This window comes from Metabacillus sp. B2-18, assembly GCF_021117275.1.
GTDB lineage: Bacteria > Bacillota > Bacilli > Bacillales > Bacillaceae > Metabacillus.
Map to the genome: position 1 here is coordinate 3132082 of NZ_CP088245.1, position 23370 is coordinate 3155451.

The 23370-nt window shown below is 34.7% G+C and carries 25 protein-coding genes; 1 reads left to right on the forward strand and 24 read right to left on the reverse strand.

What is annotated here, in order from left to right; genetic code table 11:
• Positions 1-9 precede the first annotated feature (9 nt).
• The 13 genes from LPC09_RS15905 to LPC09_RS15965 form a co-directional block, all read right to left on the reverse strand.
• Entirely contained in the window at positions 10-516 is a 507-nt protein-coding gene (locus tag LPC09_RS15905; RefSeq protein ID WP_098796121.1) for a cell wall elongation regulator TseB-like domain-containing protein, read from the reverse strand.
• Between the two features lie 15 nt (positions 517-531).
• A complete protein-coding gene (locus tag LPC09_RS15910) occupies positions 532-702 on the reverse strand; it encodes a YpmA family protein (protein ID WP_078432809.1) in 171 nt (56 codons plus the stop codon).
• A gap of 183 nt (positions 703-885) precedes the next feature.
• Positions 886-3714, reverse strand: a complete 2829-nt coding sequence (gene dinG / locus LPC09_RS15915; protein ID WP_098796122.1) for an ATP-dependent DNA helicase DinG — start codon at positions 3712-3714, stop codon at positions 886-888.
• A 237-nt stretch (positions 3715-3951) separates the two neighbouring features.
• Positions 3952-4335, reverse strand: coding sequence for an aspartate 1-decarboxylase (gene panD, locus LPC09_RS15920; protein ID WP_098796123.1), 384 nt, complete (start codon positions 4333-4335; stop codon positions 3952-3954).
• A 70-nt stretch (positions 4336-4405) separates the two neighbouring features.
• Complete coding sequence (gene panC, locus LPC09_RS15925; RefSeq protein ID WP_098796124.1) at positions 4406-5251, reverse strand: pantoate--beta-alanine ligase; 846 nt, start codon at positions 5249-5251, stop codon at positions 4406-4408.
• Entirely contained in the window at positions 5248-6087 is an 840-nt protein-coding gene (panB, locus tag LPC09_RS15930; protein ID WP_098796125.1) for a 3-methyl-2-oxobutanoate hydroxymethyltransferase, read from the reverse strand. Before panB ends, panC begins: the two co-directional genes overlap by 4 nt.
• A gap of 443 nt (positions 6088-6530) precedes the next feature.
• A complete protein-coding gene (locus LPC09_RS15935; protein ID WP_231307763.1) occupies positions 6531-7511 on the reverse strand; it encodes a biotin--[acetyl-CoA-carboxylase] ligase in 981 nt (326 codons plus the stop codon).
• Positions 7481-8698: a CCA tRNA nucleotidyltransferase gene (locus LPC09_RS15940; RefSeq protein ID WP_231307764.1), complete on the reverse strand. Its 1218-nt coding sequence runs from the start codon at positions 8696-8698 to the stop codon at positions 7481-7483. The genes LPC09_RS15935 and LPC09_RS15940 overlap by 31 nt, the downstream gene beginning before the upstream one ends.
• Positions 8679-9839 carry an N-acetyl-alpha-D-glucosaminyl L-malate synthase BshA gene (bshA, locus tag LPC09_RS15945; RefSeq protein ID WP_231307765.1) on the reverse strand — a complete coding sequence of 387 codons (1161 nt, stop codon included), beginning with the start codon at positions 9837-9839 and terminating at the stop codon, positions 8679-8681. Before bshA ends, LPC09_RS15940 begins: the two co-directional genes overlap by 20 nt.
• Positions 9836-10549, reverse strand: coding sequence for a bacillithiol biosynthesis deacetylase BshB1 (gene bshB1 / locus LPC09_RS15950; RefSeq protein ID WP_231307766.1), 714 nt, complete (start codon positions 10547-10549; stop codon positions 9836-9838). Before bshB1 ends, bshA begins: the two co-directional genes overlap by 4 nt.
• A gap of 62 nt (positions 10550-10611) precedes the next feature.
• On the reverse strand, positions 10612-11016 hold the full coding sequence (gene mgsA, locus LPC09_RS15955; protein ID WP_231307767.1) for a methylglyoxal synthase: 405 nt from the start codon (positions 11014-11016) through the stop codon (positions 10612-10614).
• A 14-nt stretch (positions 11017-11030) separates the two neighbouring features.
• A complete protein-coding gene (dapB, locus tag LPC09_RS15960) occupies positions 11031-11828 on the reverse strand; it encodes a 4-hydroxy-tetrahydrodipicolinate reductase (protein ID WP_098796131.1) in 798 nt (265 codons plus the stop codon).
• 13 nt (positions 11829-11841) lie between these two features.
• Entirely contained in the window at positions 11842-12171 is a 330-nt protein-coding gene (locus tag LPC09_RS15965; protein WP_231307768.1) for a nucleotide pyrophosphohydrolase, read from the reverse strand.
• A gap of 143 nt (positions 12172-12314) precedes the next feature.
• On the opposite strand from LPC09_RS15965, the gene LPC09_RS15970 reads away from it, so the two are divergent.
• Positions 12315-13187 (forward strand): YitT family protein, encoded by an 873-nt coding sequence (locus tag LPC09_RS15970; protein WP_098796133.1) that lies wholly within the window; start codon positions 12315-12317, stop codon positions 13185-13187.
• Between the two features lie 51 nt (positions 13188-13238).
• On the opposite strand, the gene ypjB is transcribed toward LPC09_RS15970, so the two are convergent.
• The 11 genes from ypjB to LPC09_RS16025 form a co-directional block, all read right to left on the reverse strand.
• Positions 13239-14030 carry a sporulation protein YpjB gene (ypjB, locus tag LPC09_RS15975; protein WP_231307769.1) on the reverse strand — a complete coding sequence of 264 codons (792 nt, stop codon included), beginning with the start codon at positions 14028-14030 and terminating at the stop codon, positions 13239-13241.
• 148 nt (positions 14031-14178) lie between these two features.
• Complete coding sequence (locus LPC09_RS15980) at positions 14179-14769, reverse strand: lipoprotein heptaprenylglyceryl N-acetyltransferase LhaT (RefSeq protein WP_231307770.1); 591 nt, start codon at positions 14767-14769, stop codon at positions 14179-14181.
• Between the two features lie 109 nt (positions 14770-14878).
• Positions 14879-15646 (reverse strand): menaquinol-cytochrome c reductase cytochrome b/c subunit, encoded by a 768-nt coding sequence (locus tag LPC09_RS15985; RefSeq protein WP_231307771.1) that lies wholly within the window; start codon positions 15644-15646, stop codon positions 14879-14881.
• A gap of 64 nt (positions 15647-15710) precedes the next feature.
• Positions 15711-16385, reverse strand: coding sequence for a menaquinol-cytochrome c reductase cytochrome b subunit (qcrB, locus tag LPC09_RS15990; RefSeq protein WP_072579407.1), 675 nt, complete (start codon positions 16383-16385; stop codon positions 15711-15713).
• 4 nt (positions 16386-16389) lie between these two features.
• Positions 16390-16896: a Rieske (2Fe-2S) protein gene (locus LPC09_RS15995; RefSeq protein ID WP_098796137.1), complete on the reverse strand. Its 507-nt coding sequence runs from the start codon at positions 16894-16896 to the stop codon at positions 16390-16392.
• 145 nt (positions 16897-17041) lie between these two features.
• Positions 17042-17497, reverse strand: coding sequence for a YpiF family protein (locus LPC09_RS16000; protein ID WP_231307772.1), 456 nt, complete (start codon positions 17495-17497; stop codon positions 17042-17044).
• Positions 17498-17622: 125 nt separating this feature from the next.
• Positions 17623-18168 (reverse strand): ReoY family proteolytic degradation factor, encoded by a 546-nt coding sequence (locus LPC09_RS16005; protein ID WP_231307773.1) that lies wholly within the window; start codon positions 18166-18168, stop codon positions 17623-17625.
• 79 nt (positions 18169-18247) lie between these two features.
• A complete protein-coding gene (locus LPC09_RS16010) occupies positions 18248-19516 on the reverse strand; it encodes a tetratricopeptide repeat protein (protein WP_231307774.1) in 1269 nt (422 codons plus the stop codon).
• 64 nt (positions 19517-19580) lie between these two features.
• Positions 19581-20498: a hypothetical protein gene (locus tag LPC09_RS16015; RefSeq protein WP_231307775.1), complete on the reverse strand. Its 918-nt coding sequence runs from the start codon at positions 20496-20498 to the stop codon at positions 19581-19583.
• Between the two features lie 249 nt (positions 20499-20747).
• On the reverse strand, positions 20748-22043 hold the full coding sequence (gene aroA, locus LPC09_RS16020) for a 3-phosphoshikimate 1-carboxyvinyltransferase (protein ID WP_231307776.1): 1296 nt from the start codon (positions 22041-22043) through the stop codon (positions 20748-20750).
• Positions 22044-22159: 116 nt separating this feature from the next.
• Entirely contained in the window at positions 22160-23263 is a 1104-nt protein-coding gene (locus LPC09_RS16025) for a prephenate dehydrogenase (protein WP_231307777.1), read from the reverse strand.
• Between the last annotated feature and the right edge of the window lie 107 nt (positions 23264-23370).

The window sequence follows — 23370 nt, forward strand, 5'->3', positions numbered from 1 at the left end:
ACACCTTTATTAAGATGAAGTTTTTGTTTTTAATGCCATATGTTTAATAATTTCACCATCATAAAAATTCACATAATCAAATGTATAGCGATCAGATTTGTCTTTGTACTTCACTTCCCAAATGGGTATTTCTTCATCCATACCTAACTGAACACTTATGATTTCTGATGGATCATATTCATTATTAACTATCTTAATGGCTTCATCTAGTGTAATACCTGAAGACCTTTTTTTCACTAACATTTTATCTTCTTTTTCCTTTTTGTACACCCAGACATATACACCCTCATTATTAGCTTTTTCACCTGTTAATACATGATATTGTTTATCACTATTAAACGTCGTAATTTCCGTTATCGTCGAAAGATTCGCTGACTCCATGGCTTTTTTCTTTGACTGCTCATGACCATTCGTGTATTGTTCTCTTGCAGCCTGATATGTTGCTGTAAAGATCCATACAGCTGCAATAAAGATTACTGAGAAGACAGCAATGAATATCCAAGTTTTTCTTCCCATATCGTTTACCCTTTCTTAAGTTCGGTATATAGTAAATACTGCTTTTGATTTATCTTCCTGATCAAGAGCAAGACCAAACATTAAATCATTTCTTTTTAATGTACGATTCAGCAAGTCAACAATTTTATATAAATCATCAGAATGATCTACAGTTACAGTTGATACAATTTCAATTTTACTTTCCAAAGCTTTTTTCCTCCCACTTAAAAACAAATATTGTAACTTATATGTCTGCCTAGTCTGGATACAATAACATTACAACAACATCTACTTGTTGTAACCACGATTTATTATAACAGGTGTCATTAAGTAACGTGAAAATAAATTTCTCCTAGCTCACACCAAATCTTCGTGGCTGATTTAGTATAATCAGCCACCCTTTTTGTTGTTGATCCAATTATCAATAGAATGTGTAAGATGATGCATTGGTTTTGACTCCATGTCTATAGTTGGAATTGATGTTAAAAAATCTTTCCCATATCTTGATGTAATAATACGATTGTCCAATACAAACAGAATACCGCGATCATCTTCATGTCTAACTAAGCGTCCTAAACCCTGTTTAAATCTTAGAATGGCCTCTGGCAGTGAATATTCATAAAAAGCATTCGCACCTTGCTCTTCCATATATTTACTCGTTGCAGCTACAACAGGGTCATCCGGTGAAGCAAATGGAAGTCGAACAATCATAAGAGCCTTTAGATCCTCTCCAGGGAAATCAACTCCTTCCCAGAAGCTGCTTGTCCCTAACAAAATGGCCTTATCGAATTGTTTGAAATTTTTCGTTAGTCTCGATCTACTTCCACTTCCTGTTCCTTGCCCCATTATGGCAAAATCATCTAATGTTACATCTTCTTTTACAATTTGATACGTTTTTCTCAACATTTCATAAGAAGTAAATAAAACGAGCATTTTTCCATTGGAAATTTGAGCTACAGTTCCAATATGTGCTGCAATCGCCTCTGAGTATTCCTTTATAGAAACCTCATTTACAATCGGCATATCAGTTGGAACAAACAATTTCACTTGTTTTTCATAGTCAAACGGTGATTCTAGTACAACCTGCTTCGGGAAAAAATCAGTTAGTCCAATATTATTAATGAAATAGGAGAATGATTTTTTTACCGTTAAAGTGGCAGAAGTAAGCACTGCACTTTGTACGTTAGCAAAGAACTTATCTGCTAAGTAGTCAGATACTTGTACAGGCTGAGCGTAAATATATACCGCATTTTTAGCACCTTTTGATTCAATTTCAATCCATTTAACAACCGAATCATATTCTCCAAAAAATAAAAACTCAATATTTTTCTTATACACATTCATTTTTTCGATTACTTTTCTTACGTTTTCAATTGTTAGCTTCTCTGTAATCGATAATTCTTTTGTTGAGATCCCATTAAATTTTGCAAGTTCTTTATCCAATAACTTCAAAAGATCATGGATCATAAATTGAATTCTATTTGCTAACTCTAGGATCGAGTTCCACGTTCGATTGTTTTCTTTTTCAGTTTGTAATCGGTAAGAGGTACGATTTAATAATGAATCTTTTTTTCTTTTTAAAACATAGGCGTGTAGACCTGAAAAAAATTGTTGTGTTTCTTCTTGTAATTCCATTAGGTTCTGCTCTATTTTTTGTGAAAAAGCAGAGCTTTCAAGATGAAACTTTTGCTGACATTGAATAAATTTCTTTAAAAGACCATTTGTATTCAAAAATCCTAATGAATTCATCATGTAGTTAAGCTCTAAATAGTGTAATTTGATTCCAAGTTGTTCAGTCGCTACATGCTGAAAATGATGTGCTTCATCAATTATAACTTCCTGATAATCAGGCAAGATTTTTTCTTCTCTTTCAATATCAGATAGCAGCATTGCATGATTCGTTATGATAACATTCGCTTCTGATGCTTTTGCCCTTGCTGTTTGATAGAAACATTTCGAAGAGAACGGGTTATTATGGAAGGATGAATTGTCTACATGTAGGTTCTCCCATAATGTTCTTCCACCAGATGGAAGGTTTAACTCGTCCACATCACCAGTTTCTGTTTGTGTTAACCAAATTAATATTTGGGCCTTCGTCAATATAAAGTCATAATTATCATCTAAGTCTTTTAGTGATTGTTCAAACTTTTGCAAACATAAATAATGGCGCTGCCCCTTTAATATCGTTGCTGTAAAAGGAAACGGTAAAACCTTCAGTAAAAAAGGAATTTCTTTTTCAAGTATTTGCGTTTGTAAATGATTTGTATGTGTGCTGACAATTAACGGTCTTTTCTCTTTTATTGAGTGTATTAAAGCAGGTACAAGGTATCCAATTGTTTTTCCACTTCCAGTACCAGCTTCAATGATACTATGTTGATGCGTTGTTAATGCGTCCAATACTTCACTCATCATTTTAAGCTGCCCAGATCGTACACGATAGGTTGGTAATACTTTTGAGATGCTTTCCCGTTCTTTAGTAAAGATATTTAAAATGTTATCATGTTCTAATTCAACCCTTTTTTCTCCCAGCTCCATAGTGTCATTTTGCTGTTTGATCGCAATTGTTCGAACAATTTCTACATTGGGATTTACTTGTTCTTTTAACGTTAGAAGTTTCTTTGATAGAAAATCTTCAAGTATTTCCTCTACATCGCTTATAAAAGAGCCTGCCAGTTTTATTAGCTGCTGTATGGTAATAGTTGGCAAGTCATTTAACTTTTTAAAAATATGTAATAATAATAATGCTGTTGCTTCAGCATCACTATCAGCTCGATGAGGATTAACATGCAGCATATTAAATTCATCACTTAGATCAGATAATTTATAGCTTTTTTCAGTAGGAAAAGCCATTCTCGTTAATTCCACTGTGTCAAGAACTGGCCCTGAAAAATAATAACCATAACTTTTAAACTCTTCTTGTAAAAAAGACAAATCGAAATAGACATTATGGGCGACAAAAAAGGCATCAGATAACATGTTATGTAGTTCTTCGGCAATTTCACCAAATGTAGGAGCACCTTCCACCATATTATTTGAAATTCCTGTTAGTTGTTCAATAAAAGGTGGGATTTCTTGCATAGGATTAACAAAGCTCATATAACGATCAACAATTTTGCCATTCTCAATTGTTACAGCAGCAACTTGAATGATTTTGTCCCCTTTTTTAGGTGAATTACCAGTTGTTTCTATATCGATCACAACATAACGTTGTTCTTTCATAAAAAACACCTCAATTTATTTCAAAAACGTAAAACCGTCTTATTCATACTCTTTGCTGACTATTAGTTTACCCCAATACGTGCGAGTTTTAAATAACTTTACAATATACTAGGCTAATAACATTCATTTTTTTGGGTATTTCAATAAAATAAAAAAGACCTACTCATATAATGACTTCTCTCATGGAAAAAGTTAAAAATATTGAAAGTCATTTTGAGTCAGGTCTTTTTTGTTTTGTTATAGAATTGTTGCAGCTGGTTCTTGACCTAAAATTTCTACAATTTTATTATTTTCATCCATAATAGCAATCTTCGGTTGATGAGTAGATAGTTTCTCTTCTTGTACCATTGTATAAGTAAGAATAATAACTATGTCTCCTTCTTGAACAAGCCTTGCAGCAGCACCATTTAAACAAACAACTCCACTGCCTCTTTTACCTGGAATGATATATGTCTCAAATCGTGCACCGTTGTTATTATTAACGATTTGCACTTTTTCGTTTGCAACCATACCGACAGCATCGATAATGTCTTCGTCTATTGTTATACTACCTACGTAATTTAAATTAGCCTCTGTTACACGAGCACGATGTATTTTAGCATTTAACATTGTACGAAACATTTGGCTCTCCCTCATTTCATATATTTATCTCTCTATTTTCACACTCTAACTGAGCTATTCATTTTAGCAATTAAACTTCAATCGTTATATTATCAATTAGTCTTGCATTTGTAAACTTCACAGCGACAGCAATGATAATATTTCCATGAAGTACCTCAATTTCCTCTAGCTTTGGATAATTAAGGATTTCAATATAATCAATCTTTCCTGATGTATTAGCTGAAATAATGGAAGTAACAAGTTCAATTACTTTTTGTTTACTTCGTTCTCCATTTAAGATCAATTCCTTTGCTTCACATAAGCTTTTATATAAAGCTGTTGCTTCATTTCTTTCACGATCATTTAAGTTAACATTACGTGAGCTTTTTGCTAATCCGTCTTCTTCCCTAATTGTCGGAACAGCTACTAAATCAATTGGAAAGTTAAACTCACTTATCAACCCGTCTATAACCGCTACTTGTTGGGCATCCTTCATGCCAAAATAAGCTCTGTCAGGTTGAACCATGTTAAATAATTTCGTTAAAACTGTTGCAACTCCATCAAAATGTCCTGTTCTTGATCTTCCACATAATACATCTATCCTCTTTTTAACAATGACCGTATAAGCAGTTTCATCAGGATACATCTCTTTTACAGGTGGAGTAAAGATAAGATCAACACCTGCCTGCTCTGCTAGTTCCTGGTCTCTTTCGGCATTTCTTGGGTACGAATCAAAATCTTCATTTGGTCCAAATTGTAGAGGATTAACAAATATGCTTAACACGACAATATCGTTCTCTTTTCTTGCTTCTTCTAAAAGCTTTAAGTGACCTTCGTGTAAATAACCCATTGTTGGTACAAAACCGATTGTTAGATTTTCTTGTTTAAATAAACGTATTTCATTTCTTAATTCCTGGATTGTACTGACAATGTTCATTTCTTTATTCCTCCATATAAGCTGTGTAGCTCTTCCTCCTTCATGTTAAAGGAGTGTTTCTCCTCCGGAAAGCTTCTGCTTTTCACCTCTGCAACATATTGTGAAATTGCAGATATCGTTGTTTCAGCTATAGAGGCATATTGTTTTACAAATTTCGGAACATAACCTGAACCGTACCCTACTAGATCATGATATACTAACACTTGACCGTCCGTTTGACGCCCTGCACCAATACCAATTGTTGGGATTGAAAGTAATCTTGTTATCTCAAGCGCTAACTGCTGTGGAACACATTCTAAAACTAGAGCTATTGCCCCTGCAGCTTGACATTTTTTAGCATCTTCAATTAGCTTTCGAGCTGCCTCTGCATCTTTTCCTTGAACTTTGTATCCCCCTAGGACATTAACTGACTGAGGTGTTAACCCAAGATGAGCAACAACTGGTATTCCACCAAAAGTAAGCGCTTCAATTATAGGAGTAACACCATCTGCACCCTCTACCTTTACAGCATCTGCTCCACCTTCCTGCATAATTCTTGCAGCGTTTTTTAAAGATTCATCCTTTGAAAGGTGATAAGACATAAACGGCATATCTGTTACAACAAATGTATCTTTTGCTCCTCTTTTTACTGCTTTCGTATGATGAATCATATCGTTAACAGTAACAGGTATTGTGGAGTCATACCCTAACACAACCATTCCTAATGAATCTCCAACAAGAATCATATCAACTCCGGCGATTTCAGCTTGTTTTGCACTTGGAAAATCGTAAGCCGTCAGCATTGAGATTGGTTCATTTTTTTCTTTCATTTTCATAAAATCTTGTCTTGTTTTCATAATTTCCCCTCCAGATTTAGCATGTAAATCCATTCTTGTATAAAGACAACATTGGATTACTTATGATAAATGGGTAGTTCGTAATGAGAAAGCATTGGTAGGAGAGAGAATGAAATATCCGATTTTAAATTTATCATGATTGTTATAGGTTTGTTTTACCTCAATCATTAAACATAAAAAATCCTTCATATCGACAAAGATAGAAGGATTGTAGACTATTCGTTCGGTTTCATCCCTCTGTCCTAGTCCTTCTTGGATCAAGGCAGATAATTTTCAAAATTTTATTTGACCTTATTATTACTATTTACATTAATAAAGGTCTTCAACAAACTATTCTTTATCACAAGGTGTAGTTCATAAGATACTACCCAAAAAAAGTATAGCAGAAAATTTTACTAATTACTATCGTTATCTATCATAGCAAATCACACAGGTTAAGCTGTCTATTTCAACTCAATATCAGCTGAATAAATTTCTTTAATACTTCCATCACTAGTCTCAATTAGTAGAACACCGTTATGATCAATACCAATTGCCTTCCCTTCTACTGACCCATTAAGAGTCCTTGCCACCATTTTTTTATTCAAACTAATGGCATAGCCCTCCCATAACAGCTTAATTGGATGAAAGCCCTGCGAAAGGTATAACGAATATAACCCTTCAAATTTCAATAATATCGTTTGAATAAATAGAGCTCTTTCCCAATGCTTTCCTGTTTCAATTCCTATTGATGTGGCAATCTGCTGTAGTTCCTCAGGAAAGTCTTCAACCTTTTGATTCACATTAATACCCGTTCCAATAATTACGGAGTGAACTTGATCTGCCTCCGCCTGCAGTTCAGTTAATATCCCCACAACTTTTTTCCCGTTAATTAATATATCATTAGGCCATTTAATATCCGGCTTAACCGGAGTTAGTTCTTCAATTGCTTGAACGATAGCTACAGCTGTTAAGAGAGTTAATTGCGGAGTAGAATGAATAGGAATGTTTGGTCTAATAATCAAACTCATCCAAATACCTGTACCACTTGGAGAGTACCATTCTCTTGCCATACGGCCTCTTCCATTTGTTTGTTGGTCAGCAACAACAATAGTCCCTTCCGGAGCTCCATTACCTGCCAATGTTTGAGCAATCTTCTGTGTTGATGCAACCGTTTCTTCAAAATGAACATGACGTCCTAATGTTTTTGTCTTTAATCCAATTTGAATTTCATTGCTGCTTATTTTGTTCGGTTTTTTTGTGATGCGGTATCCCAGACGCCTTACAGCTTCTAACTCATATCCATCTTTTCTTAATTCTTCTATATGTTTCCAAACAGCTGTTCTTGAGCAACCAATATATTCACTTATTTTTTGTCCAGATACGAATTCTCCCTCTGCATTTGAAAAAGCTTCTAGTAATTTTGTTCGAAGTTCTGATTGCATTTTAATACCCACTCCTTTATTGCTGACCTTTCATTTTCTAATTTATCTAGTATAATTTCTCTTTCTATTTCTGAAATAAGTTTTGCTACCCAAGGACCAGGTTTCTTTTTCATGATTTTAATTAATTCATGTCCTGTAATATCTAATTGATTCTTATTTTGAATAGGCAGCCTATGGAGTGAGTTTTTAACAGCATTAATATTCTCGTTTAACATATTCGGGTCATCTATAATAGAGCGAATACGTTCAACAGAGAGTGCACAGTCAGATCCAGCTTCATACAATAACAAGCTTGTCCATGATTTCTCTTGTTGAAGTAATATTAGAAATTTTATATTTTTTTCAACTATTTTAATCAGCTTAACCGGAAGTTTCCATTTTCTTAAGTATTTCTCTACTGAGGGAGGTTCGACCTTATATGTAATCATTGTCCATAAGTCTTCTCTTGTTGAAAGAAAGTCTAACTGAAAAGATGCTAAAATTTTTAACTGCTGCTCTTTTTCAGTCATACCAGGCAAATAGTTATTCATCTGACAATCAAGTAGTGTCTGTATGGCAGCTTTATAATGAGCACCTTGAAAAAGCTTTTCAATTTCTACTGTTTTTCTTTCTACTGAAATTGCATCTAACAGATAAACAAGCTCTTTTAAGGCTGCTTTTGTCTCTTGACATAAAGTAAATCCTAATTGACTAACAAAACGAACCGCTCTAAGCATTCGAAGTGCGTCCTCAGAAAATCTTTCTGACGGAGAATCAACGGTCTTTATTACTTTTTCTTTTAAGTGCTTTCTTCCATCAAAATAGTCATAAATAGTGCCCTCAATATCCATCGCCATCGCATTAATGGTAAAATCCCTGCGTCTTAAATCTTCTTTTAATGAAGATATAAATGAAACAGATTTTGGCCTACGAAAATCATCATAGCCTGTTTCAGCTCTATAAGTTGTAACTTCGAATGATTTATTATTATGTAGCACGATAATCGTTCCATGTTCTGCTCCAACATCGACCGTTTTAGAGAAAATTTGTTTAATTTCATCAGGCTTAGCTGAGGTTGCAATGTCAATATCTCCAATTTCTCTTTTTAGCAAGTAATCACGTACAGCTCCACCAACATAAAATGCCTCAAAGTCTGAGTTATGTAAATTTTCTAATATGGGTTTTGCTTCATAAAATGGGGTCTCCACTTTTTACACCTTCATTTAATAGTTCATAGTAAATTGATTCATATTGGGTAACAATCTTATCTGAATGAAATAATTGTGTTGCACTATTTTTTGCGTTTTCTGACATAGACTTATGTAGTTCACTATTTAGCAAAAGATGTATTGCGTGAAAAGCAACCGTATCAATGTCACCTACTTCACAGATATATCCTGTTTCACCTTCTTTAATGACTTCAGGAATTCCTCCAGCATTTGTTCCAATACTAGGAACACCACATGCCATTGCTTCAAGTAAAACCAAACCAAAACTTTCCTTTTCAGAAAGTAATAAAATAAGATCACTAATTGAATATAAGTCTTCCAAGCTATCTTGTTTTCCCAAGAAAAGAACTTTTTCAGATAACCCTAATTCCCTAACCAGCCTACTTACAAAAGACATTTCTGGGCCATCACCAACTAAAAGAAGCTTTGCTGTTACTTTTCTTTGGATTTTCTGGAAAGAATAAATCACATCTTGAACACGCTTCACTTTTCTGAAGTTTGAAACATGAATAATAACCTTCTCTTCCTCTAGGATCCCATACTCTTCCTTTAGATAAGAGGAATCCTTTTTATAGTAAACACGATCATCGATAAAGTTGTATACTGTTTCTATTTCTTTCTTCGGTTGAAGTAGTTCATATGTTTGTTGAACGAGTGCATTAGATACAGCTGTTACTCGGTCTGATGACTCTATTCCAAAACGTATCATATCTGCAAGCGATTGATCATAGCCTAAAACAGTAATATCTGTACCATGAAGTGTTGTAACTATTTTCAAATCTTTGTTAACCATTTGCTTAGCTAAGTAAGCACAAATTGCATGTGGAATTGCATAATGCACATGTAATATATCAAGATCTTCACGGTTTGCAACTTCAGCCATTTTACTTGCCAAGGCCAAGTCGTATGGAGGGTATTTAAATACCGAATATTGATTTACTTCCACCTCGTGAAATGTGATATTGCAATACACTTTATTTAACCGAAATGGTAAGCTTGAGGTGATAAAGTGAATTTCATGACCTCTTTCAGCTAAGAGCTTTCCTAGCTCGGTAGCAACAACACCAGAACCTCCAACAGAAGGGTAACAAGTAATTCCTATTTTCAATTTTTGTTTCATTCGTTATCACCTATTAAATCCTTTGAAAGTAAGATTGGTTTTTTCGTCATAAATCCTTCTGCGTACATTACACCAACCTCTTTTCCATATAATCTTTCTCTACTTTCAACAGCTTCTATATAGCCATTTGTAAGGGGTGTTTCTGTTGAACCTTGAACTTTTTCAAATTGACTGGAATATGCTTTTAAGCTTGCTATTTTTTGTTCAATTGTTTCTGATATGTTAATAACAAAATCAGGATTATGAAATCCATTGATCATATAAAAATACATATTCTTTACGCGATGAGACGACTGTCCTAAAAGATCTTGATAATTTTTAATTCCAGCTGAAAAAACTGCCTCTTCAACAAGCCGAGAGCAATGACCATGATCCGGGTGACGATCATCATAATATGGGGCAAAGACTACCTTTGGCTTATATTTTCTAATAACAGTTACGATCTCTTTAATTGATGAATCAAGCATATATAAACCTCTATCAGGGAGTGATAACTGAATTCTCTCTGATAGTCCTAAAATATTCCCAGCTTTTTTGGCTTCTTCTTGACGAATAGCTACAGTTCCATTGGAAGATAACTCTGCTTTTGTCAAGTCACATATTGCAATTTTTAAACCGTTTTTGGCATACTTGGCAATAGTGCCTCCCATACCTATTTCAACATCATCAGGATGAGCACCAATTGCAAGGATATCTAATCTATTACTCATTTTCTTCTCCCTATTCATATCTAAAGGAATGATTATTTTTCAAATCATTCCGGTTATTTGAATTACTTTTTATCATGAATAACATTACGCCATTGAAAATCCCCACGATCTAAACCTCGAACTAATATTTCAGCTGTCCCCATATTTGTAGCTAGTGGAATGGAATATACATCACAAAGACGAATTAGTGCTGTAATGTCCGGTTCATGAGGTTGTGCAGTTAAAGGATCTCGAAAGAAAATAACCATGTCCATTTCATTTTTTGCAATTAATGCACCAATTTCCTGATCTCCTCCAAGCGGGCCTGACTGAAAGCGGTGAATAGATAAACCTGTAGCCTCCTGAATGCGGAGACCTGTAGTACCTGTTGCAAACAATTCATGGTCTTTAATAATCGGTTGATATGCCATAACAAATTGTACAAGATCTGTTTTCTTTTTATCGTGAGCAATTAGCGCAATTTTCATTTATATTTCCCCTTTTACTCAATAATATTTTCAAGTCCATACACTAGCAAATCGATTTTCATCACGTTTTCAACTGCTAGTTTCACACCAGACATAAATGAAGCACGATTATATGAGTCATGACGAATCTTTAACGTCTGTCCATCTCCTCCAAATAGAACCTCCTGATGGGCAATTAATCCTGGAAGTCGAACGCTATGTAGACGAATTCCATTTAAATTAGCTCCTCGTGCTCCTTCAATAATTTCTTTTTCATCCGGATGTCCTTGTTGCTTTTCTTCACGTACAGCTGAAATCATTTCTGCTGTTTTGATTCCTGTACCAGATGGAGCGTCTAATTTTTGATCATGATGTTGTTCAATAATCTCGACATCTTGAAAATATTTCGCAGCAATCTGTGAAAATTTCATCATTAAAATAGCACCAATTGCAAAATTCGGAGCAATAATTGCACCTATTCCTTTTTCTTCTGTTAATTGTTGCAGTTCATTTAGATCCTTTTCAGAAAAACCAGTTGTACCTACTACTGGTCTAACACCATTCTGTAATGCTTTTTTTGTATGTACTTTCCCAATCTCAGGTGTTGTCAAATCAATGAGTACATCGGGGTTTGTCTCAAAAAAGCATTTATCAATGTCTGTATAGATTGGTACATCAGCAGTGAAACCTTCTAGCTCATTAAGTCTCATACCTTCATATTTATGGTCTATTACACCTACTAGCTGGAAATGTTCAGTTTCTTCAACAAGCTTTACAGCCTCGCTCCCCATTCTTCCACGAGCACCAGCAATAACAATTTTTACTTCTGACATTTTTAAAACTCCTTTATTTTTCTTTTCTCGTCCATCGATCTTTATCTCTAGTATTGAATTTATTCATCACCATTTCATGTGCTTCTTCCAAATCTATGTTTAATGAATTTGCTAAACAAATAAGAACAAATAAAACATCTCCGACTTCTTCTTCAATCTTTTTCTCTTCCTCAGTTGTCTTTTTCGGTTTTTCGCCATATGTATGGTTAATTTCCCTAGCAAGTTCACCTACTTCTTCTGTAATCCGAGCCATCATGGCTAATGGTGAAAAATATCCTTCTTTAAATTGACCGATGTAATCATCAACATCCTTTTGAAGGCCCTTCATTGTTTTATGTTCCATTTAATTCACCTCATCTTTACTATTCAATGTTAGCTAATACAAAATAAATTTACAATTATTTCGTCACGTTTTTATCAAAATTTGCACCTTGACATTCTATCAATTATAATATTAACGCTAAGAATGAATTGTAGGGGTGGAGTATGTTTCAAGATTTAAGATTAAAGAATATTATTTTTATACTAATTGGCTCGGGTATTTTTGGATTTGGTCTTGTTCATTTTAATATTCAAAACAATTTAGCAGAAGGTGGATTTACAGGTATTACACTTTTGCTTTATTTTCTATTCAATTTTGATCCATCAATTTCTAACTTAATTCTAAATATACCATTATTTTTTATAGGCTGGCGTGTATTGGGTAAAACATCCTTCATCTACACGGTTATCGGAACAGTCAGTTTGTCCGTTTTTTTATGGATTTTTCAACGCTTTCAAATTAATATGCCATTAAATGACGATCTAACTCTTGCGGCACTATTTGCTGGAGTTTCCTTAGGTATTGGTTTAGGTACAATATTTCGGTATGGAGGAACAACAGGTGGAGTAGATATCATTGCCAGATTAGCTCATCGTTACATAGGCTGGAGTATGGGGAAGACGATGTTTTTATTTGACCTTTGTGTAATAACTATTTCCTGGATTGCTTATCTTTCCTATAAAGAAGCAATGTACACACTTGTGGCTGTATTTGTAGGTGCACGTGTGATCGATTTTATGCAAGAAGGAGCATATGCTGCAAAAGGAGCTACAATTATCTCAAATTACCCTGACGAAATTTCTTCTAGGATTATGAAGGAAATGGATCGTGGGGTAACAATATTGAAAGGACAAGGTTCTTTCTCAAAGCAAGATCGAAATGTTCTTTATTGTGTTGTAGGCAAAAATGAAATTGTCCGCTTAAAAAATGTTATTACTTCCGTCGATCCTCATGCCTTTGTAGCCGTAAGTGATGTTCATGATGTTTTAGGAGAAGGATTTACATTAGATGAAAATAAAAAGCCGATTTCAAGATAGAGCTAGATTTAATAGACAAGAAGAGCGTAAAAATTTCTACGCTCTTCCTTTTTATTGCTTTTCTTTTTCACGTTTTGGTTGCTTCTCTTTCTCTCCTCGGTACTTTTTCCAGCCAGAATATGATAGAGCTAATAAAATGACACTTCCTGTTGATATCATAACCCAAAGTAATGAGGGATCTGCTTCATCTTCTTTCACTCTATCAAAAATAGCTTTTAACTCTTCCTCCATTACAGTAAGTTGCTTCACTCTACTTGTAACTGGTATTTCATGGAATAACCGATCCTCAACTACCGATATATGGGCATCCATACGCTTAATTCGTTGAAAGTCTAGGTCAACTTGGATGCTTGGATAAATTACCTCATAAAGAGATAAAAACTCGTTAAAATCATGTTGAAATGACTCCTTATCACCTTGTTCAACATCACTTTTCATTTGTGAAAATGTTTCCATGATTGATGTTTCCATCGAACCCCATAATGGCTGATGCTCAGAAACCATTGCATCAACTACTAAACGAAATTTGGTTAATGATCTGACTTTCTCAATTGTACTTACTTTTTCGTTTAACAATAGATCTTGAGCAGTTTCTTGTGTATTAGTTATGGTACGGTAATGGTCTAAAGAAATAACATTTCGATCAATAGGTATTTCTTCGAATTTAACTGTAAAGTAATTAAGTAATTGGGCAGACTCTTCAAAGCGCTCTTGCTTAGCTAGTTGTAGGGCCGTATCGGAAATTTTATTTAAAGACTTCCAATCATATGTTTCGGCTGCAAATGCTGGTTTTATATGAAACAGCAACATACCAATTATAATAGTGAGTAATAATTTCTTCATCCTTGTCCCCCCTAGAACTTCTATTAAAAATCGTATGACAGTGTGGACAAGGATAGACCATATTTTTTCTATTTAACGTAATTTAGAAAATAATTAGATATAACTCAAATATTAGTAACAAAAAAGCCTAGCAAATAAATGCTAAGCATTACAATTGAAGTTTTCTAGAAGATTTTCTGATAACAAAATAATAGCCTAGGAAAATGGAAATTAAACTTAGCCAAAATGTCATATAACCAATTTGATTTATATAATCCATTAACATGCTGTAACGTGGCATCATCCCAAACACATAGTCAATTACATCATTATGTAAGGTCCATATCGCGGCAACAATTAAGTGCCAAGCTTTAAAGCGATAGTATGGAGCATAAAGAATACCTTGAATTGCCATACCAAAGTGAGAAGCAATTAACATATATCCTTCCCATGAAAGTGAGCCATTTACTAACAGAACAAGAAGGTTCATAATAACAGCCCAAATACCATATTTAAATAATGTAACAATAGCCAGGGCTTCAATCAAGGGTAAATTTTTCTTCATTAAAAAAGCTGCCACAACGATTAAAAAGAACATGCTTGCTGTTGGACTATCAGGAACGAATATGTAGAAATGGGCAGGAGTATCAGCTAATTGATACCTATACCAATAGTATCCATAAACTGTCCCAAAAAAATTAATAAGTACCATTATGAAAATAATCGGCTTTTGACCTAATAAATATTGAAACCATTTCATTTTTCACACACCAGACTTATTAGATTTCGATAGCTAGTATAGATCGTTTTTTTAATAATATAACACAATAAAGCTCTCAACAAAAAAAGCTGACATAAGTCAGCTTTTTTTATTTAGACGTAACACCAGAGATAAACTCTGACATAATTTTTAATTCTTCGTCAGTACCTTTAAAGACCCCTGCAGGCATACTACCTTGACCATTTTTCGCAATGTCTGCAATTTTATCTGGTTCTAATCCGTTATCAACAAGAGCCTTACCTGCAGCTCCACCTTCTAGATTATCACCATGACATGAAATACAGCCTTGCTCTTGGTAAATAGCATATCCTTCAGATTCTTTATCAATGTCTGCTTCAGCTTTAATTTTCCCTTGTTCAGCTGCTGCTTCCCAGTCATGTGTAACAACAGATTCCCAAGTAAGGAAAAACGTTGCTGCAATACCAAGAATCATCATACCTACAGCGATAGGACGCTTTGCAGGACGACGCTCAGGACCACGATCTAAAAATGGTGCCAGCATTAATCCACCAAAAGCAAGTCCTGGAATAACAATTGCCCCAATAACTGTGTATGGACCAGATGCAAAAGAGTATTTTAATAATTGGTATAAGAATAAGAAGTACCAGTCTGGTAATGGAATATAACCTGAATCAGTAGGATCTGCAACACGCTCAAGTGGTGATGGATGCGCTACTGTTAAACATAAAAAACCGATTAAGAAAACAGCACCTACTAACCACTCCTTAAGAAGGAAGTTTGGCCAGAATGCCTCTGTTTTCCCAGGATATTCAGAATAATCCTTCGGAATGTTTGGTTTTCTCTCAGCTGAAATACGAGAGTCACCGACAAATTTCATACCTTTTCCGCGATGCATGATTTCCCCTCCTTACTAAGGTGGTTTCCCGTTAACATTACAATAAGATTTTAATCAGTAAATCTTATAGAGGACCAGAAATACCTTGTTTACGTATCATCACAAAGTGTGCTGCCATTAAACCAAATAGAGCAGCCGGTAAGAAAAAGACATGGATTGCAAAGAAACGAGTAAGTGTTTGAGCACCTACAATTTCCGGATGTCCAGAAAGCAATGTCTTAACCGTTGGTCCGATAAGTGGTACTGATTCTGCAATTTGCAGAGTAACTTTTGTTGCAAATAGAGCTTTCATATCCCAAGGTAATAAATAACCTGTTAAACCAAGACCAAGCATAACAAAGAAAATAAGTACGCCTACTACCCAGTTTAATTCACGTGGTTTTTTATAAGCACCTTGGAAAAAGACACGTAGTGTATGTAGGAACATCATAACGATAACAAGACTAGCTCCCCAGTGATGCATACCACGTACAATTTGTCCGAATGCCACTTCGTTTTGTAAGTAGAATACAGATTCCCAAGCATTTTTAATATCCGGAACATAGTACATTGTTAGAAACATACCAGATAAAACTTGGATAACTGTAACAAAGAATGTTAATCCGCCGAAGCAATATACAAAGGCAGAAAAATGGTGTGCAGGGTTTACGTGTTCAGGAACTTCATGGTCAGCAATATCGCGCCACATAGGCGTAATATCTAAACGTTCGTCAACCCAATCATAAATTTTGTTAAGCAATTGATTACGCCTCCCCTCGTGGTTTTGCTTTACCTAAGAATAAATAGCCGTCTTTTACTTCATGTACGTATACATCAAGTGGTGCAAGAGGCGGTGTTCCTGGAACATTTGTGCCGTCTTTTTCATATAGCCCGTAGTGACACGGACAGAAAAATTTGTTCGGATTTGAAGGATCATTGTTCCAACCGACAGTACAGCCTAAATGCTTACAGATTGGTGATAAAGCCGTAATTTTGTCACCTTCTTTAAAAACCCAAGCTGATTTTGTTTCTTCTGATTCGTACCAAGCATCTTTTTGTTTGATTTTAAAGTCAAAGCGTTGAGGTTCTTCCGTTATTTCGTCAACCTTTACAACTTGAACTAGGTCTGTTTCCTCTGCTGGTCGGAGCACAGGGTCAAGTGCGAAGCGAACCATTGGCATAAGCATACCTGCAGCCATGAAACCGCCTACACCAGTAAGCGTGTAGTTTAAGAATTGACGTCTAGAAACTCGATGTTTTTTCTCGCTCATCATTTTCCCCCCTCTATCTTAAGCTCTGTCCGGTACGTACGGACATACGGAAATAACATATAAAACTAGGACATACTCATGATATATCAATCTTCTCATGAGGTCAATAAAATCCTGATTTCTAATCCTGGAAATGAAAAGGTTTTTATGATTTATTCCAAGATTGTAATAAAATGTTCAAAATTTGTTCGATTTGGTCTTGTAAGAGCTTCCTTTTTAACTGATCATCCATGTGTTCCAATGGCATAGAAGGGAGCCAAATAAGTTGTCCATTTTGATCATCCCCTCCTTTATCTTTTAATTTTTCATCGCTAGTTAGGAAAATTACATGTTTAAATTCCTTTTGTAACTCCTCTCCCCACTTCGATAAATCCTCAACAACAGTAGATGAGTTTTTAAGATATGAAAAACTAGGAAAGAGAAACACTCTGCCTTTCAATTGTCTTTCTAATTCAGTACTAACAAGACTAATAAATTCTCCTTTAGATACGGTGTGTTTAAAATCTGAATCTACTGAAACTGATATTAATGGGATAATGGCCGTATCAATGTACTCTTTTGATTGATTATATAAATCTACATCACTTGAATTCCACTTCAATTCATTCAACTCCCTGCAATATTTTTTTACTATGTACATATTATAATGCTTATATAATAAATTGTTAAATACTGAATAAGTTCAATAAAAAAACCCTCTTATAGAGAGGGCGTGTATTTGTATAGCTACTTACTGTTTAATTGATTTAATTGATAAGTTAACCTTTGAAAGCTCTCTTTGTCTTGTCGATCCAATGCCTCATCAATTAATTTTAGAAGTTTTTCTTTTTGAAAGCTTTGGATAGAATGTTCAAGAACTTTCTCCGCAATTTCCCGGTCTTTTTCATTTTCATTTAAATGCTCAGGCATATAAGGATTTGACTCAAGAACTGCTGCATATTGTGGTGATTGGTAAGAAGATCTGAAATTTAGTTGAATAAAAAGCTCTTCCTCTTTATTTAATCGAATATCATGAAACGATTTTTCTGCATCAGTTGTCATGACATTCTCTTTGTAAAAGCGAAATGGCACTTCTTCAACACAGTGAGTTGACATAATAATTCCTCTTGGACAATATTGAGCTTGCTCAACAAAATGTACTTTTTCCATTAGAGTGTCATGACTCATTAAATAATTTAAGATCCACACACATTCTCTTCTCTTTAGTTGATAATGGTTTAAAAACCACCTGATGAAGTCTTTCTTTTCATGGACAGATACAGGGGCCACCATACAATTCCCTCCTCTGCAGTTCAGATTATTCTTACTTTGATAATTCCACAAAATAAAAATAAAATCCTTCTCATTTCCATTAAAACTCATCTTCTAATTGTAGCAAAATCTCACCGTATTCGACATTTGAAGGATCTTGCTTTAATAATTCCTTAAAAATATTCTTCGCTTGTTCTCTTAGACCTTCTTCTAATAAGAAGTATCCATATTCCTGTAAAAAATCTCGTTGTTCCTTGAAAAAATTATATGCAAGTTGATAATGGTTTAATGCCTGTGTATACTCTTCTTTTTGATGATAAGCTCGTGCTAAATTCCATTCAAACTGTGGGTCTTCTTCTCCATATCGTTTACTTTCATTTATAAGGTCAATCACATCATCATATCTTTCGTCTTGAAGAAAGATATGTGACAGTGTAATCGCTGCTTCAATATGTCCAGGGTCGATAGCAAGAGATTCACGTAATAATTGTTCAGCCTCTTCCATTTGACCAGATTTTATAGCTACTTTTCCTCCAAATAAGAAAAGATCTTTATTATACTCATCTACCTTTATTCCTTCTTGTACAGTTTCTAAGCTTTCTTGTAATAATTCTTCATGTTCATAAGCTTTCGCTAAGTATAAATATAATGATGTATAATATGGATCGGCTTCCTTTAGTGCAAGGAATTGTTGAATAGAAGTTTTGTAAAAGCCTCCTTGAAAAGCTGTAAAGCCATATCCAAAAAGAGTATCTGCATCTTCCTGTATGTCTATAGCTTCCTTATAATGCTCCATGGCATCCTCAAATTCACCATTTGCGCTTAAACATTCTGCCAGCCTTTGATGAATATTAACGCCCGAAACTGTAGTATGTTCGTTTACAAGCATTTCGAAGTAAGGAATTGCTTGCTTGTACTTACCCTGATGAAAATAAAGTTCTCCAAGAGCAAAATCAAGAATAGGCTCCTGCGGTAATAACAGCTTAGCTTCTTTTAGCTTTTGTTCACTTACTTCTGCTAGTCCTTGCATTTGATACAAATCTGCCAATAAAAGAAGTGCCTGTGGATAGGACTCATTATCATTCGTGATCGTGTTAAGCAAATCAATGGCTTCTTCCTCATTTTCTAAATCTAATTTTAGTTCAGCTAAAAACAAGGTTACTTGTGTTTCCTCGGGATAAAGGAAATGAAGTTCTTCAACCATTTCATGTGCACGGTCGACAATACCCCATTGATAATATTGATCAGCTAAATGCAGTTTTTCCTCATCATGTAGAGTAGGTGTTATATTTTCTAATAAGTTTAATCCTTCTTCAGTTTGACCCTTATTTACAAGATTAATTGCTTCGGTTAATACTTGGTTAAACATACATTTTCCTTTCTCTTCTAACAATGGTTTATTTATTTCATATATACTCAATCTTTATCATACATCAAAAGGAAACAGTTTGTGGTATAAAACGACCTGAGATTGGGATAAAACATTCTTCCCCGGTGCCAGGCTGGAAGGTGATGTCACCATTAACATTAATGATCTTGCCATGATGTGATGTAAATGCTGGAAAATTCAGTTCATTATTTATCAATGGCTTCCCATCAGTATGATAGTTCATTTCATCTAGTAGATATAAATTATAATTGAGTTGTCCACCTACGCGAATATCGCCTTTCGCAGGATATACTCCTAATCTCATCAAAACATTCTTAGAAAGGGGCACCCCAGGCTCTAAACAGGTATCAATGGATGAAAGGCGATTTTCTTTCATTTGTTTTACCCATTCCTGCAAAAGTTTTTGTTTTTTATAAGATGTTAATTCTTCATCTGCTATATAAGGGATAAGCGTTATTGGATTTGAAAACATAGCATCTCTTATCCAGCCCCATGACTTTGAATCTATCTTATCACCTTTGCCCAGTTCAACAAAAATAATGGATATATTTTGTTGTTTACACTTTCTAATAAGTGATGGGGTAAGAGTTTTTAATGAAAGCTTAACTCCAATATAGTAATCAATTGGCGAGTTAATCATAAGATGCCTTCTTTGCTTTAATTTTGACAACAATCCCTTTTCATAATCAATATCTACCACTGTGAGAAGAGTTGTGCAGCCTTTTGCTAAGTACTGCATAAATGTACGTTTGAATTCTTTAAATGGAAGTAGTGAATGAAGATTAAAATCCAGCATAACATAGCCAGGGGTTAACAAATACGAACTTAAATCCATCCTTACAAACTTTATGTTATCCATAGAATGACGCATAAACTCAATTTTGTCTTGGTTGATTAATAAAGATGTTTTTTCAATTGAATCGTTTTTTAACAACTTTACTTTGTCCATAATATAACACACGATAAGGCGTCCCTCCTTCCATCTCCTTAAGACAAGCTATGATGAAAAATAAGCATTTATTCACATTGTTTCAACTTGATAAAACGCCTTAAAAGAAGAGAAAGAAAGTTTATAAATTAAAAAAGAAAGAGGGGGATTCGAAGACTTGGTCTAAGGAGAACGGGCACCTACAATAAAAAACAATGTTAGTTTTTAATTAACTCAAAAAAAAAAGAGATTGCTTTTGCACCCAAAAGCAATCTCTTTTACTTATTTGCTTAAGCCAGTTAAATGATCAAAAAAGTTAGGATAAGAAACGTCGATTGACTCTGCATTTAATAGTTCAATCGGCTCTTCCGTTATACAAGACGCAATAGCAAGCATCATACCAATTCGATGGTCACCATGACTTGAAACTGTCGCATTTCCCTTTAAGTTTGTTTTGCCAGTAATAATCATTCCGTCGTCAGTAGCTTTTATTGCAGCTCCTATTTTTGTCAACTCACCTACAACTGTATCAATACGATTTGTTTCTTTAACTTTAAGCTCACTTGCATCCTTAATAATCGTTTCTCCCTCAGCTTGAGTTGCTAACAAGGCGATAACAGGAATTTCGTCTATTAGTTTTGGAATTAAATCACCACTTATGGTTGTTCCCTTTAGAGAAGATGTTTTTATAATGATATCTGCCACTGGCTCAAAGGTTTCTTCTTTGCTTGGTATGATCTCCATTGTGGCACCCATCATTTCTAAAACATCAAGGATACCTGTTCTTGTAGGATTAACCCCAACGTTCTTCAAACGAATTTCACTGTTTGGAACGATGGCACCAGCTACAAGGAAGAATGCAGCTGAAGAAATATCACCTGGAACAAAAATATTTGTTGCTTGTAAAGTTTGACCACCACGAACGGTTGCTGATCTTTCATCTTCCTTTACATCAACCCCGAAAGCTCGTAGCATTCTTTCCGTATGATCTCTTGATTTATGTGGCTCAGTTACAGTTGTTTCTTCACCAACTGTGTTTAATCCGGCCAAAAGGATGGCAGATTTAACTTGTGCACTTGCTACTGGGGAGTCATATTGAATACCTTTTAGACTGCCACCTCTAATTGAAATAGGGGTATATTGACCATTTTCTCTTCCATCAATATTTGCTCCCATCATTGTCAGAGGTTTTGTTACTCTCGACATTGGTCTTTTAGCAATTGATTCATCCCCAATAATACAAGAATGAAACGGAGTCCCTGCTAATATCCCCATCATTAGTCTAGTTGTTGTTCCAGAGTTACCAACATCTAATATATCAGATGGTTCTTGTAAACCATCCAACCCCTTTCCTTCAACTGTAACAAGGTCTTTTGATACATCAATTGATACACCCATTTTCTTAAAACAAGAAACCGTACTTAGGCAGTCCGCACCCATTAGAAAGTTTGAAATTTCGGTTTTTCCGTTAGCGATAGCTCCGAACATAACAGCTCGGTGTGAAATAGATTTATCACCAGGTATGTTAATTGAGCCAGTTAAACTAGTAACTTTTGATAATCTTTGAACTTCTGACATAATTCCACCTCTTCGATTATTAGAAAAAACTATGACAAAAACCTTAGTTTTTTAGTCCTGTCATCCATAAAAACTTGTAATTAAAGATCATAAAAATAATTATTTTTTATTTAGATCTACATAATAAATGTTTCATAAGCACAATACTTGTTAATACAGTCAATCGCTAGTTCACGATCTCGTTCTGTCTGAAAGCTTAACCTTAATACCCCATAGATTTCTTCACGTGTTTCAATAATTCGGATATTCGTTAAACTGATCTTTTCTTTTGCCAGATATCCAGTTATCTCAGAAATAACCCCGGGATAATCAGGTACATCAACAAATAAGTCATAAAATGACGGAATAGCTCCCTTTTGCTTCTCTGGCAGACCATCTCGATAATTCTTTGCATATTGAAAATATGAAAATAGATTATCAGCTTCTTCATTTGCAACAAACGCTTTTACACGCTCCATCTCTGAAATCCATTCATCAAATAAGTGTAATAAAGGTTCTTTATTATGGAGAAGAATATCTCGCCACATCGAAGGACTACTTGAGGCAATTCTCGTTATATCTCGAAACCCTCCAGCAGCCAGCCTCTTGACAAGTGGAAATTGCTCTTCATGATTTTTAGCCTGATAAACAAGGCTCGCAGCAACAATATGGGGAAAATGACTAATTACCCCGGTAACTTCATCATGTTCATTTGGCGTCATTTCAATGAAATTAGCTTTCGTTCCTTCAAGAACACTTTTTAATAAATCAACATCATTCTGAGTTACATATTTGGAAGGAGTTAATATGTAAAAAGCATTCTCGAACAAATGTGGTTTAGCTGCTAATATTCCTGATTTATGAGAGCCAGCCATAGGATGACCGCCGATAAACTTAATTTTTCCATTTAAATGCTGATTTGCACATTCAACAATTTTCACTTTCGTACTTCCAACATCAGTTACAATAACATCTTTCTTCAGTTGTTCTGATTTTAATTGTTCTATAATTTGAGTTGTTTGTTGAACAGGGGTTGAGAGAAAAATCATATCTACCGTTGATAGATCCGGGAAAAGCTTGGTGGCAATTTCATCAATGGCCCCAATCCTTTTTGCTAGATTAGCCTGATCTTCATTTATGTCAAAACCTAATATATGTATTGAAGGATCTTTTTGCTTAATTGATAATGCTATTGAGCCCCCAATTAATCCAAGACCTATTATATAAACTTTTTTCACCATAAAATATCACCTTTTTGTCCTATCATAAATTGAGGGTATATATCATTGCCTAAGAAAGAAGGTACTAATAATATGAGAATCAAATCTATCATATAAATTAGTACCCT

Coding starts and splice junctions, on each gene's coding strand:
- mgsA (WP_231307767.1), bottom strand. CDS start 11,016: ATGAAAATTGCGCTAATTGCTCACGATAAAAAGAAAACAGATCTTGTA.
- bshA (WP_231307765.1), bottom strand. CDS start 9,839: ATGAAACAAAAATTGAAAATAGGAATTACTTGTTACCCTTCTGTTGGA.
- LPC09_RS15965 (WP_231307768.1), bottom strand. CDS start 12,171: ATGGAACATAAAACAATGAAGGGCCTTCAAAAGGATGTTGATGATTAC.
- LPC09_RS15985 (WP_231307771.1), bottom strand. CDS start 15,646: ATGCATCGCGGAAAAGGTATGAAATTTGTCGGTGACTCTCGTATTTCA.
- ypjB (WP_231307769.1), bottom strand. CDS start 14,030: ATGAAGAAATTATTACTCACTATTATAATTGGTATGTTGCTGTTTCAT.
- LPC09_RS16010 (WP_231307774.1), bottom strand. CDS start 19,516: ATGTTTAACCAAGTATTAACCGAAGCAATTAATCTTGTAAATAAGGGT.
- panD (WP_098796123.1), bottom strand. CDS start 4,335: ATGTTTCGTACAATGTTAAATGCTAAAATACATCGTGCTCGTGTAACA.
- LPC09_RS16005 (WP_231307773.1), bottom strand. CDS start 18,168: ATGGTGGCCCCTGTATCTGTCCATGAAAAGAAAGACTTCATCAGGTGG.
- dapB (WP_098796131.1), bottom strand. CDS start 11,828: ATGTCAGAAGTAAAAATTGTTATTGCTGGTGCTCGTGGAAGAATGGGG.
- LPC09_RS15980 (WP_231307770.1), bottom strand. CDS start 14,769: ATGAAATGGTTTCAATATTTATTAGGTCAAAAGCCGATTATTTTCATA.
- LPC09_RS16025 (WP_231307777.1), bottom strand. CDS start 23,263: ATGGTGAAAAAAGTTTATATAATAGGTCTTGGATTAATTGGGGGCTCA.
- LPC09_RS15935 (WP_231307763.1), bottom strand. CDS start 7,511: ATGCAATCAGAACTTCGAACAAAATTACTAGAAGCTTTTTCAAATGCA.
- aroA (WP_231307776.1), bottom strand. CDS start 22,043: ATGTCAGAAGTTCAAAGATTATCAAAAGTTACTAGTTTAACTGGCTCA.
- LPC09_RS15970 (WP_098796133.1), top strand. CDS start 12,315: ATGTTTCAAGATTTAAGATTAAAGAATATTATTTTTATACTAATTGGC.
- LPC09_RS15905 (WP_098796121.1), bottom strand. CDS start 516: ATGGGAAGAAAAACTTGGATATTCATTGCTGTCTTCTCAGTAATCTTT.
- bshB1 (WP_231307766.1), bottom strand. CDS start 10,549: ATGAGTAATAGATTAGATATCCTTGCAATTGGTGCTCATCCTGATGAT.
- LPC09_RS15995 (WP_098796137.1), bottom strand. CDS start 16,896: ATGAGCGAGAAAAAACATCGAGTTTCTAGACGTCAATTCTTAAACTAC.
- panB (WP_098796125.1), bottom strand. CDS start 6,087: ATGAAAACAAGACAAGATTTTATGAAAATGAAAGAAAAAAATGAACCA.
- dinG (WP_098796122.1), bottom strand. CDS start 3,714: ATGAAAGAACAACGTTATGTTGTGATCGATATAGAAACAACTGGTAAT.
- panC (WP_098796124.1), bottom strand. CDS start 5,251: ATGAACATTGTCAGTACAATCCAGGAATTAAGAAATGAAATACGTTTA.